Raw genomic sequence first — 14479 nt, 5'->3', positions numbered from 1 at the left:
TAGTTGTTCCAAAATGAAATGGATAGCCTAACTATGATTGCTATTAATCATGACTGTATGGTAAAATTATAGAGTGAATATTATGAAATTTATCCAATTTAAAAGAAGGAGGGATTTTGTTGAAACGTGTAGAAACCACTTGCGGCTATTGTGGTTGTGGCTGTGGTATTTATGTGAATGTGGCAGACGATGACACAATTCTAGGCATCTCACCAAGCTATAATCACGTGGTCAGTAAAGGAAGACTTTGTTCAAAAGGGTGGCATGGGTTTGCATTTGTAAGGGATTCACGTCGTCTAACCAGTCCCTTGATTCGCCAGGATGACGGTACATTCAAAGAAGCAACCTGGGATGAGGCATTGGACAGGGTTGCAGAAGGGTTTAAAAATGCCATGTTGGATGAAGACAATACCGATCGAATTGGTCTTATTTCTTCAGCAAGGTGTACCAACGAGGAGAACTATCTCATGGCCAAAATGGCAAGGGCCGGCCTTAAGACAAGCAGTATCGACCACTGCGCCCGCCTCTGACACAGTCCGACGGTAGAAGGTCTTTCTACTTCATTCGGAACAGGTGGCGCAACAAACACCATGAATGATATCAGCGATGCTGAGCTGATCATGGTTATTGGCTCCAACACAACTGAGCAGCATCCACTGGCCAGTACAAGAATATTTGAGGCACTTGATAAGGGTGCAGAGCTTTATGTAGTTGACCCAAGGAAAATTCGACTTACAGACTTTGCTCATGGCTATGCTCCCATCGAGCCAGGTACTAACTTGCCGATGATCAATGCAATGATCCATGTAATCATTGAAGAAAATCTAATTGATGAGGAATTCATCAATAACAGAACGGAAAACTATGAAGAGATGAAGGAGTCCGTCAAGGATTGCACTCCAGAATGGGCTGAATCCATTTCCAAGGTTCCAGCAGATACCATCAGACAATTCGCCCGTAAATATGCTACAACCGACAAGGCCATGATCCTCTTCACCATGGGAGTGACACAACAAACTACAGCTGTCAAGAGCATCAGGGCACTGGCAAACCTTGCCATGATAACTGGACATGTGGGTAGACCTTCCACTGGTATCAATCCACTTCGTGGGCAGAACAATGTCCAGGGAGCCGGAGACATGGGTGCTTTGCCTGATTTCCTGCCTGGTTATCAACGACCTGAATGGCCAGAAACCAAGGAACGCTTCACCAAGGTCTGGGGAGACTTTTCCTGCCTTAGGGGAAGAAACATCATCCAGATGTTCAACCTCATGGACGAAGGTACAATGAAGGCAGCCTACATAGTGGGAGAGAACCCTGTGCTTTCGGATCCCGACCAGACCCACACAATACACTGTCTGGAGAAGGTTCCATTTCTTGTGGTACAGGACATATTCCTGACTGAAACCGCTGAGTTTGCAGATGTTGTATTGCCAGCTTCCAGCTTCCTTGAAAGGGATGGAACCTATACCAATACTGATAGAAGAGTACAGATGATACATAAGGTTATTGAACCAATTGGAGATTCCAAGCCAGACTGGGAAATAATGGTGGAAATCATGAAGCGAATAGGCATGGATGTAAACTACGAAGGTCCATCTGACATAATGGACGAAATCAATGCAGCTACAGAAATTTACGGAGGCATCAGCCATGACCGTATACAGGAGGTTGGACTTCAGTGGCCATGCCCGGATAAGGATCACCCAGGAACTCCTATTCTTCACGTTGGCGAGTTCAAAAGAGGCAAAGGGCTCTTTACAGTAAATGATTTTGAGTATATTGGAGACCAGCGAAGTGAGGAATACCCATTTATCCTCACGACTGGAAGGGTTACCCATATGTACCATACAGGTACCATGACCCGTAAGGTTTGGACCTTGGCTCTGGAGTATCCTGAAGGGTTTGTTGAAATACACACCAAGGATGCTGAAGAACTGGGAATAAAGGACCATCAACCCATAAGGATCACCTCTGCAAGGGGAAGTATTGTTGCACCGGCATTGATAACAAACCGCATAAATGAGAAGACGCTTTTCGTTCCCTTCCATTTTGCAGAATCACCAGCAAACAGACTGACGGGGCAAAATCTGGATCCAATAATAAATATCCCGGCCTTGAAGGTTTCGGCCGTAAGAATCGAGGTGGAATAATGGAAGCAAATAGACTGTATACACTAAATAGAGACAACCTGGACCAGGTGCTGGACATTTGGAATGAGGACAGTTCTGTATATGTTCCTGTCGGCAAGGGAAGGGATATCCAACTGTTGCCTCTAGGGGAAGGCGAACGAACCGAGGACTACATCAATCTGACCTTGCCGGTTAAAGAGATGGTTTTTGAACAGAAGGAAGGCCTGTTCAAGTGGTGTTTTGACGGAGAAGAGATGGAAGTGGAGGGTCTTGCCCATAATCATTCCAAGAACAGAATCCTGTTCGGCGTCAGAGCCTGTGATACCTACGGTATTGCATATACTGACAGATTCTACCTGGGAGAATTTCCAGACCCAAACTACAAGTCAAGAAGAGATGAGACAACCATAATTGCAGTAAACTGCCTTAAGGCAGGTCAACACTGCTTCTGCACTTCAGTTGGAACTGGAGTTTTTTCCACCATGGGTCATGACCTTGCCCTCACCCCATTTGATTCCCACTACCTGGTGGAAGTGGACACCCCAAGGGGACAGGAGCTAATTAACAAGGCAGAATCATTCTTCACGGAGATAGATGACAGTATTCTTGAGGAAAAGAACGATCTGATGGCAAGGGTTGAGGAAAGCTTCCCGCTAAAGATGGATCTGACAAACCTTTGGGATGACATGGCAAAAACCTTCAATGCCGACTTTTGGCTTGATGAAGCCAATGCATGTATTGGCTGTACGGGATGCACCAACGTTTGCCCGACCTGTACCTGCTTCAATGTCGTTGAGGAAAACCTGGACGAGAATCATGGACAACGTGTCAGATATTGGGATTCCTGTCAAATCGACCATTTCACAAGAAATGCTGAGCACCACAATCCAAGGGATGCCATTTCAAGGGTTAGGTATAGAATCTATGACAAGCTGAAATACATTGAGGAGAGATTTGGCTACAAGGGCTGCTCCGGCTGTGGAAGATGCACAGATGTATGTCCAACCTATATAAGCATAATCGACATCATTGGGAAGATCCAAAAGGCTGCAAAGGAAAATCCTGAGCCACCTGCAATACACCAGATCACCAAGATACGTCACGAGATCATGGACCGGGAAATAAAATCCCAAAACGGACTGTTTTCTCCAGATGTAGCAACAATTACCAGGGTGAAGCAGGAAACTCCTGATATCAAGCGACTTTTCATGAAGTACGACGACCCTGATCTGCACAAGAACTATGAGCACAAAGGCCAGTTCTTCCAGGTAACGGTTTTTGGAGAAGGAGAAGTCCCACTATCCATACCCTACGGACCAGAAATGACTGATGAGCTTGTATTTGACTTTAAGAACGTTGGTTCAGTAACAGACAAGCTATTCCAGATGAAGGAAGGGGACAAGGTTGGATTGAGGGGGCCCTATGGAAGAGCCTTCCCATATGAATCTCTTAAAGGAAGAAACCTTATATTCATTGGATCTGGAGTTGCCATGGCACCTCTAAGAACTGTAATTGAACCTGTTATGGTCAACCACGAGGATTTCAAGCAGGTCTTTGTAATGGCCAGTGCCCTCAGATATGAGAAGCTCCTTTACAAGGAAGAAATGATAGAGTGGGCCAAGGTACCGAACCTGACGGTAAAATATGCATTGAAGGACCCAACTGATAAGGTGGATGCATATAGTGGCTATGTAAATGATCTACTTCCGGACCTTGACCTTGACTGGTCGAACACTACCGCACTATTATGTGCATCTCCAGAAAGGATCAAGAAGCTTGCAAGAGACCTGATGGATCTTGGCATGAAGCCAACAAACATACTTGTTACACTTGAGACCCATATGCGGTGCGGTGCAGGAAAATGCGGCCACTGTAAAGTTGGAGGCCACTACATGTGTGTTGATGGTCCTGTGTTCAACTATGAAGAGATGATGGCGCTGCCACCAGAATATTAGAATTGTGGACCAAATTAAACTCTTGAGATATTTAATCTATCGGTTTTGAACATGTTTTAAGGCAGAGCTACTAGCTCTGCCTTCTAGATAAGAGTGCAGCGGTAAGAATAACAAATAAAGCTTTAAAAAGCAATATTAATCACCCTACCGCTCCCTAGTAACCTAACTATAATCTCTTAATAAACAATCCCCCTAGAGTCAAATGCTTAAGGGGGATTGTTCTTGGGATATTATTCTTTTTTTGGACCAGGTATGCATCCTTCTATGTTATAGCTCCAAGGTTTAGCCTGAAAGCTTAACAATGAGCCTCCATCCACATCAATTGTTTCTCCAACAATGAAATCAGACATTTTTGTGCACATTGCAAATACTACAAGGGCTACTTCATCTGGATTTGTAACCATGGGTGTCTCTCGCCCATATTTTGATCGCTCATCCAGTAGTTCTTGACCATAAAAGCTGCTTGCCTCTGTACTGTTAGTCAATGCGCCAGCCGTGAGCATTCCACCAGGAGCAATGCAATTTACACTAATCCCATATTGACGCAACTCTTTAGCTATCCCTTTTGTCATACTTACTATTGCTCCTTTTGCTGCATTGTAGTGAGTCATCATTCCTAACTTTGCAGCATCTGAACCCTTATGAGCCACGGAGGAAATAAACACTATCTTTCCTTTTCTCTTTTGTTCTACCATGATACGTGCAGCGGCTTGAGCTATAAAATATTCACCTTTTAGGTCGGTGTTTATAACAGCATCAAAAGCTTCCTCAGGCATATCCAAAAAGGAATACATTGACCAAATTGCGGCATTAGCTACGACAATATCTACACAACCATATTGTTTGACTGTATAATCTACAACTGAATAGCAGTCCTCAACCTTACTTACATCTGTTTGAAACCATTTTACGTCATAGTTTTTTGATTGGAGTTCAGCTTCAGCTTTTTTACCAATACTATCTTTCCTGGATGCAATAACAACTTTGGCACCAGCCTCTACCAAACGGTTTACTACATTATAACCGAGTCCTGTTGCACCTCCAGTTACGATAGCTATTTTCCCGACCACATCTTCATAAAAAACCTCTGTCAAACTGCTTAGTCCAGCAGTGCTCTTTTGAGCCATTGAATAAATGTCTTGGGCATCAATATTCATATTAACTACCCCCCCAATTTACAATTACAATTAATATTTTTGTTCCAATTCATTCAAAAACTTGTCCAATTCTTTTTCTTCCATATGGAATCCATGTTTATCTTCTGGATATCCTCCTGTTCTGACATCATTTGCCCAGGCTCCATAGGTTTCAGCGGCAAATTTCAAGAAGTAAGAATATGTCTTGGCGTGGGTGGCAGGCTTAGCCATCAGTCCAAATAGGTCAGCATCAACCATTTCACTTCCGTCACAAGCACCCCCGGCTGCTATGTTTATCACTGGTACGCGGAGTTTCTTCGCTATAGCGTTGCTTACCTAGGTCGGCGTTAATTCAATAGACATGGCCTTCATACCACTTTCCTGATATTCATAGGCTTGTCTGAAAATTTTCATTGCATCCTCTGCAGTTTTACCCAGCAGTTTATATCCGCCATGTGTGCCCATGGTTTGCCAACCTGAAATAGCTCCTACATGTCCATAAACGATTACATGATTATTTGCTACATATTCAAGCGTCTCGTTGTTGATTCCCATAGGTAAAACGGAGTCAGCACCCGCAATATGGAATCTGGAAAAGTTTGCTAATGCTTCTTCCTTGGAAGTGAAGGCAATTGTATCAGTTACGTAGTTGATATGGATGCGTGGAGCAACGCTGCGATTTTCTCCAATCCATTCCATTGAACGTTTCAACGCCTCATCAGGTCCTATTCTTCCATTGGATGGAGGTAGACGACAAATATCAATGCCCGCCATTTCAGCAGCCATTGTAAACATTGGCCCCAGCATACTCGGGCAGTGCTGTACAATATGTGTTCCCTCTTCCTTCAGCTTCTGTAGGTAGTGAATCGTCTTACGTCCCTTTTTTGCCATAGACATCTTGGGGAAAGGACTGTACATTCTGTTCATTTCTTCTTTTTCCATTTTCTTTTCTCCTTTCATCATTTGTTAATAATCCCTTTGGTATCTTTCCAGTTTTTTCTTGCTACTATCTCACTTCAAATGATATCAGAAACAATATTTGCTTATAATAGGCAGACATGAGTATTAAATATAATCAGTTTTTAGAATTGTCAAACTACTTGTATGTTGATATAATAAATAGATACGTTTGATTAACACTAACAATACATGCTAGATTCGAATCTACCCTATAGAAATGGTTTCAGACATTTAGTCTTTTAATGTGGAATTTGGAGGTAATGAAGATGAATACTAATCCAAATATTCCTTGGCAAAAAATTTATGACTTTGCCATCTCCTGCGGAAATGAGAGCGACCCAAAGTCATTTTCAATCTCTGTTATGAATAACCTTAAAGAGCTATGCAATTTTGATCAGTCACTCATTTACTTTCTCGATGGAAATAGAAGGGTACAAAATCAATATCTCATGAATATTGACAAACATTGGAGCACCATGTACCTCGAATACTATTCAAAGATTGAAAATGCACGATACTCCATTAGTAAAAATCCTAGAGAGAATCCAAACAAACCTACAATAAATGTAATAGAATGGGAAAAGGAAGCTTCTACTGAATTTGTTCCTGACTATGTTCGTCCCCGTGGTCTGAAATACTCCCTTGGGTTTTGCCTATATGATCTTAATGGTATGCCTAGAACCGTATTTGCCCTTGATAAAACTAACGACGAAAAATTTACAGATAACGAATTACTAACTTTGTCTTTGTTAATTCCGTTGCTAAACAATCTTCATAAGAATTATTTCCATCAGCAGACAGTTCAGAAGGGTATTGATCAAATCTCCTGGGATACTACGGAATTGACTGAGAGGGAGATAGAGGTTGTAAATCTTCTATGCCAAGGAGTTTCGCCGACTATGATTAGCAAGTCTCTTCATATTTCCCAATCTACTACTCATAAGCACATATCTCACATCTACCAGAAAATGCATGTCTCCAACTTGCAGGAACTTCTGGTTAGATTGCTCGGCTAGATTATTATCCAACCAGCATTTATATAAACACTTAATTATTATTGGCTAAAATGGTAAACACGGAACTCTTAATCTGAGTCCCGTGTTTTTGATTTACTATTGATTTTAATAACAAGAAACCTTGAAGGCAGTATAAAGCTTGAGTATTCCAAAGCTATCAGAGAGAATTTCCCTTTCAAGACTTTTATAGCTTTTATTCAGAGATTACTTGCTCATAACCATATTTCAGGCCTTAAATATAATCTGCATATTTAACATTCTAAAAATACTTAGGACTCTTATGCTCTATGGTGCAGGAAAATGCTGTTACTCTAAAGTTGGAGGCCACTACATGTGCGTTGATGGTCCTGTGTTCAACTATGAAGAGATGATGGCGCTGCCACCAGAATATTAGAAATAAATCTGTTAAAAACCTCGGCTGTTCTCAATTGAGACCTGGTCGAGGTTTTTAGTTTATAAAGATTTTTACATCTAACTTTATAATACTTACTTCTTACAATAATACAAAATAAGAGATTTCCATTCTAAACAATGGTGAATCTATTCTTGGTTGGATACTGGACATACCCTATCTATCGCTATATGACCTCGATAGAGAAATCAGTAACATTGTCATTGCAAAGATCATCAATACTGTGGTAATCAACATTGTCCAGTGCATTTCAGCTCTTTCTAGAATCGTTCCATACATCAATGCACCAAATGGTATTCCACCGCGAGATATCATATTGACCAATGAAAAGACCCTGGACATATATTCATTTGGAGTTGCTTGTTGAATAAAGGACTGAACAGGGATTGATATGAACATACTTCCAGCGCTGAACATACATAGAATAGATGCCAGTAAAATGAAATAGATGGTCGAATCATTCCCAAATATATACAAGCTTTTTGGAAAAAGCAAGATCGAGAAAATAAACATAGAGCTCAATAGAATGCTGCTTCCCATAACCAGAGGCTTGGACATCCTTACTTCTTTCCCAAAAAGATACCCAACCATGACACTCCCAATTAATGCACCCAGTATGATGATTGTCTGCAGATATCCATAGTGCGCATCTGAAAATGATAAGCTTTTCTTAAAAAACAATGGCAAAATCACACTGAAAATTGGTTGTATGACAAAATAGCTTACTAAAAGAAAGAAGCTCAACTTACGTATAAGTTTGTTTTGTAAAACAAATCTTACACCTTCAAACAAGTCATTAAGCATTCCCTTTGGACCATCTGGCGCTTCCTGCTTAATATGGGTATACCGAATTATCATCTCACTAATTCCGGATATCATAAATGAAACTCCATTTGCAACGAATACCAGTGTCACTCCAAAACTTGCGTACAATAGGGCCCCTATGACTGGCCCCAGAAGTATAGAAGCACTCCTTGTGGATGCAACTATGGAATTATGGCGGGTCAACTCCTCTTTTTTTACCAATTGAGGTAGCATACCCCTTGTGGCAGGTTCAAACAATCCGTTCATTAATGAAATAACCACCTGTACAATTAATAGGAATGATAGTCTCATTACACCCCAATTAGATAGCAGTGCCAATCCTAAAATAGCTCCTGCATTAACGAAATCTGTTACAACCATAATTATCTTTCTATTCCTGCGGTCTCCAATTACTCCTGCAAAAGGATATACAAGTAGTGCAGGCATTAAGGATAGGAAGGAGAAAACTCCCACGGTTGCAGCCGTTCCACCCGCGTCAATAATATATAGGGGCATAATCATCATCTGGATACTGGTTCCAGTGTCGGATACTACTCTCCCGAATAGGAATAGAATAAAGTTGATATTTACAGGACCTTTCCTATTTTCACGTTCATTCCCATTGCTATTCTCACTGTTCAAGAGGCAGCACACCCTCCCTTTAGGATAGTCATCGATATTGATTCAATAGAATATAAACTCATCTCTATTCTAATATTTCCACATAACCTTCCGTACCATTAACTCTAATTCGTTGCCCATCCTTTATTAACATAGTTGCATTTTCAACACCTACCACTCCCGCTATGCCATACTCGCGGGTCACAACAGCCCCATGGGTCATTAATCCCCCTACCTCTGTCACCAATCCCTCGATTGATACAAACAGCGGAGTCCAGCTAGGGTCCGTGAATGATGTCACTAGTATATCTCCCTCTTCAATGTTTGCATCCTCCAGCTTCATCACAACCCTAGCTGTTCCTTCAACGATTCCCGATGAAACCGGCACTCCAACCAAAGCTCCTTCAGGTATATTGTTGGTATTATACTGTCCTGAAATCACTTCTCCCTCTGAAGTCATTACCCTAGGAGGCGTCAGATTCTCATATAAATCATAGTCTCTTTTTCTTTCTTCAACAATTGTATAATCAAGATTTTGAGTCTTTACAACCTCCCAAAATTCATGAAAAGAAAGATAATAAACATCCTCAGTCTTCTTTATTAGACCTTTTTCCAGCAATGCGTCAGCTTCTTTCATAAGTGCGTTTTTATAGATCTGAAACCGCTTAATAAAGGAATATTTAGGATATTCCCTGAATCCAATCACATTTCTTAATACCCTAATCATCTTTCTTGTCTTTTTCGCCTTGCCCTTTCCACCAGGCAATTGTTTTAGTCTAGTTAATAGCTCTTCTTCCATATTCAAAGCTTCCCTACGTCCCTGGTCGAACTTTTCAGTACTTGAGATTTGTTCAACACTCTTAATACTACTTAGAATCATTGGAACCAGTGCAGTTGGTTTCTCACTCCAACGAGGCTTCGTTATATCTATCTCCCCAGGACAACGCATGCCATACTTTACCAGAAACTCCTCCAGGGCTGCAGCAACAAATTCTCCACCTTCCTTTTTTCTTAAGTCCTCAAAAAAAGTCTCATCTGATGCATTCCTCAAGTATTCGACTACTCCTGGATATTTCCCAACAATACCAGCTACATCCAAAAGTGCAAATCCCATTTCAGTTGTGATATTGTTTTCTACAGACTTGGAAAGAATATCAGCAACACCCTTTTCTCCCAGCCATTTCTCCATTTTCTTATTTATCCAGTTGGTGACATACCCCCCAACCACCATCATCTTCATATTTTCAGGACCAGTCAGTACACCTTTTATTTCCTTAGTATCTTGTGAAATGAATTCAAACAACTTTTCTCCTGATAATGTTCTGATTTGCTTCTCCATATCGTCTATGAGCTTTTCATTGTAGGCAATTATATTTTTTATGGTGTCAGAATCATTTTTTCTGTACACTTTAATCGCTGGTACAATCCATGTCAGTGCTCCTGTTCCTGAGCTTATTGTACCTTTTCCTTTTGGGAGCCCTTTAACGAAATCTTTCCTCTTCATCAGGTTAACAAGAGCATTCTTCATCAATATGTCCGCATTACCTGTACTGGACATTAACACTCTTCTCCCAATAGGTGATGATAGGTCGTATGTCCCGTCTATAAAAAGTCTCCCGCCAGCCGACTTAAGATTCTGCCCAAACCAGAAAGATAGCATTTGACAAAACGACATCCCCAATGGCTTTATGTCGTCAGTCATCATCTGCAAATGACCTAAGGATACATATACACGGTTTTTATTATCTTCAGCTTTCGGTAGAGGATATAAAGTAGTGATGGGCCTACTTTGAACTATATAGAATTTCTCCTTATACAAGCACCATTCGATATCTTGAGGTTTGGTAAAGCTTGTCTCAATTTGTCTTCCAATTTTTTCAAGCTGTAAGATCTGTTCATCTGTAAGTGTCTGATCATTCTGTTTATCCATTTCTATTTCACATACTTCTGTCCCTTCATTGCATTGAGGATAAATTGCTGTTTTTTTTGTGGAAATCTTCTTATCAACAATGCTTCCATTTCGAACTTTATAATTGTCTGCATTAACTAAACCTGACACTATGGCTTCTCCAAGTCCAAAGCTAGCATCTATGGAAATGACTTTACGGTTGAATGTGACAGGGTCAGCAGTAAATAGGATGCCAGAAGCTTCAGGAAAAATCATTCGTTGAACCACCACTGATAGATATACTTTGCGGTGATCAAATCCATTCTGTATTCTGTAGATTACGGCACGTTCTGTAAATAGTGATGCCCAACACTTCCTAACATGTTCTATGATTGAATCACTACCTACCACATTCAAGTAAGTGTCTTGCTGGCCTGCGAAAGAAGTAAACGGCAGGTCCTCAGCTGTGGCACTTGAACGAACAGCATAGGCATGCTCTTGACCTAGTTTGGATATACTATTGATGATTTCCATCTCAATCTCTTTATTGATTTCCTTTTCTTCAATAGCTGTGCGAAGCTTACTGCTAATTTCCTTGATTTTAGCTCTGTCTCTTGCTTTTAGTGACGATAATTGATCTAGCAGTATTTTAAAACCATCAATATTTTCCACTGCTTTCCTGTACGCTCCTGTTGTGACACAAAAGCCTTCGGGGACCATTATCCCATCAATTTTGGATAGCACCCCCAAATTAAATCCTTTCCCTCCAACAACCATAAGATGTGTTCTATCAATCTCATTGAAATTAAGCACATATGAACTCATACAAATCCTCCTCATGCCAGAGTTATGAAATATTCTTTCTATATATTTCATATTATATTATTAGGATTGTACTGTCAATATATTTATGAAATATTCTCTTGATATATTTCATAAATATTGCTACACTAATAGTGAGGTGACTAACTATTAAAAGTCAATGATTTTTATTGAAAAAATACTGAAACAAAAATGGGCATACGAAACAAGCCTTTTGATAGATCACTTCAAAAAGCAATCAGACTTTAGTGTTACTGATTGCCACTACACAATCAGCGAAGTTTTGTTGGATCAAAATCAATTCCATTCTTTTCAAGAGTAAAGATGACTCGAATCAACTCCTTAACAAGGTGAGAACATGACACACGGTGTGATTTACCTTCATTACGCTTCTTGTGGTAGTACTCCGCAAATGTTATGTTGTATTGAATCAATGGAATGCAAAGATTCATCAAGGTGTAGCGAAGATGGGAAGAACCTCTTTTAACCATACCGCCACCATGTTCCGACGTCCCTGATTGATAATAACCTGGTTCAAGCCCTGCAAACGAAAGCATCTGAGCAGGGGAATTAAATTTTGAGAAATCACCATATTCAGCATATATAACAGCTGTTGACAGAGGACCAATACCAGGTATTGATAAAGTTTTGGGATCAATTTCAGCGATTAAAGATTCAATTTGCCTCTCAAGAGATGCAATCTCATTTGCTAATTGCTTATACAAAGACAGCAGACTGTTCAATTGGCAAGTGAAAAGTTCATGATCACAGCCAACTGTATTCTTGGCCAATTCTTTGAGCTTTAGGAATTTTTGCATAGAGAATTTTCCTCTGGAGATACTGCGCAAAGCATCATAGGACCTAGTATTCATCTTAGCAATACTTTTGGCAGAACCATAATTCTCTAAAAGGTAGATAGCAGTCTTGCTAAACCGATTATTGAAAAATGGCTTAAACTCAGGAAAGACATGATCAAGGACATTTGTAATCTTAACCATGTAAAAGCTTCGCTGTTTAACAAGAGAGTCACGAAGACGAGTTAATGACTTAAGCGCGTAGGTATGATAAAATCCTATTGGATAGGGTTTGTAATCAACCGTCATAAGCCAGCGGGCAATGGATATGGAATCAATTGCATCCGTTTTGGTACGCCTTAAAGACTGAGACTTGTTAAACTTTGAGAGAAGAACAGGGTTAAATTCCATGAAGCTGTAGTGGGCTTTTTCGAGGAATAACTTCAGGTTTAAAGCATAGTGACCAGTAGATTCAAACCCTATTCTTACATTCTCTTTAGGATCAAGAGAATCTAGAACAGACAAGAGTTCTGTAAACCCATCAGAATCGCTCTTGATGGGAAAAGAATCACAAACAACCTCGCCTGCTTCAGTAACAATGAAACAGTCGTGTTTGAACTTAGAGATGTCGATTCCGACATAGAACATTAGAAATACCTCCTTCAATAATATTTAGCACTGTTGTTTTCCACAAGGTTTCCGGCCATGGAATCACGTAAATACAAACGTCAAAGCGTTAACTAACCAATTACCAGTGAAGACGAAAAGCTGTGGTCTGAGTCACCTCAAAACAGTCAAAGCTGTAGCAAAATAGAAACAAATCCACAGTGCTTTATCATTATAATAACGGAGTAATAGATAATACCCAAATAATTTGGGAGAAAGGAGAAATAATCCAACACCCCCTATTAAAGAGGTTAATTGGATTATACGTGAAATAAATGAATGGATTTGAAATAAGAAAATCAAACAAAATGAGAGATATTTTAAATGCTGCACTTCAGCTTTTTTCAAGAAAGGGCATAAAGGATGTTAGCATTTCAGAAATCTCAAAAAGTGCAAATGTATCTCAGGTGAGTATATACAACTATTTCGGAAGCAAAGAGAATTTGGCAAGACAAGTTTACTTTAAGTTGATGGATGATACCATGAGAGACTTGGAATCATTAGTCAAAAGCGAACTTTCCTTTAAGGAAAAAATTACTAAGATGCGCTCTATTTCAAGTGAAGCGGGTAATAACTTCAATGAAATCTTTAGTCAGGTAGAATTTGTAAACGATCCACTTATAAAGCAGTTTCTAGATGAGTATGGGGAAACCAAAACCATCCCTCTATTTATGAAGTTAATCGATCAAGGTAAACTTGAGGGCTCTCTTGACAAAGATATTTCTTCTGAATCCATATTGATTTACATTCGTGCAATCAATCAAGCTCTGATGTCAAACTTGAATAAGAAGATACAAATTGATTTAGGAAAATTATTCTTTTATGGTCTATTTGGATCTAGTGACCAGCTAATTGATTGATAGCTTAGATTAAGTTGCGTATTTCCAATACAATACTAAACGTCATCAACTTAAAATATAAGGTTTGTTAAGCTAATCATGAGTCATCAAATAGTAGTGATAATCCATCTTAAGAATAATTCGGTGCGGTCCTGGAAAATGCGGCCACTATAAAGTTGGAGGCCACTACATGTCCGTTGATGGTCCTGTGTATAACTATGAAGAGATGATGGCGCTGCCACCAGAATATTAGAAATAAATCTGTTAAAAACCTCGGCTGTTCTCAATTGAGACCTAGCCGAGGTTTTTTTAATTGGGGCAGATATATTTGACAAAGCATTAGCTAGTACCATATGCTCCTATCCGTTACCACTTTACTTAAAATCGAACACCAGCATCTTGTTTATTTGTATCAATATTGGGTATTTGGCAAA

Annotated in this window: 8 protein-coding genes and 1 pseudogene; 4 read left to right on the top strand and 5 right to left on the bottom strand. The window is 39.9% G+C overall.

The annotated features are described in order from the left end of the window. Positions 1-116 precede the first annotated feature (116 nt). Positions 117-2153, top strand: a complete 2037-nt coding sequence (fdhF, locus tag ACKVDP_RS10040) for a formate dehydrogenase subunit alpha (RefSeq protein ID WP_409228707.1) — start codon at positions 117-119, stop codon at positions 2151-2153. After that, entirely contained in the window at positions 2153-4087 is a 1935-nt protein-coding gene (locus ACKVDP_RS10035; RefSeq protein WP_409228706.1) for a 4Fe-4S dicluster domain-containing protein, read from the top strand. Before fdhF ends, ACKVDP_RS10035 begins: the two co-directional genes overlap by 1 nt. A gap of 230 nt (positions 4088-4317) precedes the next feature. Here ACKVDP_RS10035 and ACKVDP_RS10030 read toward each other — a convergent pair whose 3' ends face one another. Together ACKVDP_RS10030 and ACKVDP_RS10025 are read right to left on the bottom strand one after the other, a co-directional pair. Beyond that, positions 4318-5244 carry an SDR family NAD(P)-dependent oxidoreductase gene (locus ACKVDP_RS10030; protein ID WP_409228705.1) on the bottom strand — a complete coding sequence of 309 codons (927 nt, stop codon included), beginning with the start codon at positions 5242-5244 and terminating at the stop codon, positions 4318-4320. A gap of 30 nt (positions 5245-5274) precedes the next feature. Beyond that, a pseudogene (locus ACKVDP_RS10025) lies at positions 5275-6114 on the bottom strand (3-methyl-2-oxobutanoate hydroxymethyltransferase). A 335-nt stretch (positions 6115-6449) separates the two neighbouring features. Between ACKVDP_RS10025 and ACKVDP_RS10020 the strand changes: the two are divergent. Then, on the top strand, positions 6450-7199 hold the full coding sequence (locus tag ACKVDP_RS10020; RefSeq protein ID WP_409228704.1) for a response regulator transcription factor: 750 nt from the start codon (positions 6450-6452) through the stop codon (positions 7197-7199). 568 nt (positions 7200-7767) lie between these two features. On the opposite strand, the gene ACKVDP_RS10015 is transcribed toward ACKVDP_RS10020, so the two are convergent. From ACKVDP_RS10015 to ACKVDP_RS10005, 3 genes are all read right to left on the bottom strand, one after another. Beyond that, the gene (locus ACKVDP_RS10015) at positions 7768-9057 is read right to left on the bottom strand and encodes an MFS transporter (protein WP_409228703.1); all 1290 of its coding nucleotides are present in this window, start codon (positions 9055-9057) and stop codon (positions 7768-7770) included. A gap of 64 nt (positions 9058-9121) precedes the next feature. Continuing rightward, positions 9122-11749 carry a phosphoenolpyruvate synthase gene (ppsA, locus tag ACKVDP_RS10010; protein WP_409228702.1) on the bottom strand — a complete coding sequence of 876 codons (2628 nt, stop codon included), beginning with the start codon at positions 11747-11749 and terminating at the stop codon, positions 9122-9124. A 269-nt stretch (positions 11750-12018) separates the two neighbouring features. Then, entirely contained in the window at positions 12019-13188 is a 1170-nt protein-coding gene (locus tag ACKVDP_RS10005; protein ID WP_409228701.1) for an IS110 family RNA-guided transposase, read from the bottom strand. A 293-nt stretch (positions 13189-13481) separates the two neighbouring features. Between ACKVDP_RS10005 and ACKVDP_RS10000 the strand changes: the two genes are divergently transcribed. Further along, a complete protein-coding gene (locus ACKVDP_RS10000; protein ID WP_409228700.1) occupies positions 13482-14066 on the top strand; it encodes a TetR/AcrR family transcriptional regulator in 585 nt (194 codons plus the stop codon). Positions 14067-14479 lie beyond the last annotated feature (413 nt).

It is taken from the genome of Gudongella ferriphila, from assembly GCF_046224405.1.
GTDB lineage: Bacteria > Bacillota > Clostridia > Tissierellales > Tissierellaceae > Gudongella.
This window is presented reverse-complemented; position numbering and strand designations above follow the sequence as displayed.

Excerpts from the sequence above, each read along its gene's own strand:
- ACKVDP_RS10035 (WP_409228706.1), top strand. The coding sequence starts at position 2,153 with ATGGAAGCAAATAGACTGTATACACTAAATAGAGACAACCTGGACCAG.
- ACKVDP_RS10030 (WP_409228705.1), bottom strand. The coding sequence starts at position 5,244 with ATGAATATTGATGCCCAAGACATTTATTCAATGGCTCAAAAGAGCACT.
- ACKVDP_RS10020 (WP_409228704.1), top strand. The coding sequence starts at position 6,450 with ATGAATACTAATCCAAATATTCCTTGGCAAAAAATTTATGACTTTGCC.
- ppsA (WP_409228702.1), bottom strand. The coding sequence starts at position 11,749 with ATGAGTTCATATGTGCTTAATTTCAATGAGATTGATAGAACACATCTT.
- ACKVDP_RS10005 (WP_409228701.1), bottom strand. The coding sequence starts at position 13,188 with ATGTTCTATGTCGGAATCGACATCTCTAAGTTCAAACACGACTGTTTC.
- ACKVDP_RS10000 (WP_409228700.1), top strand. The coding sequence starts at position 13,482 with ATGAATGGATTTGAAATAAGAAAATCAAACAAAATGAGAGATATTTTA.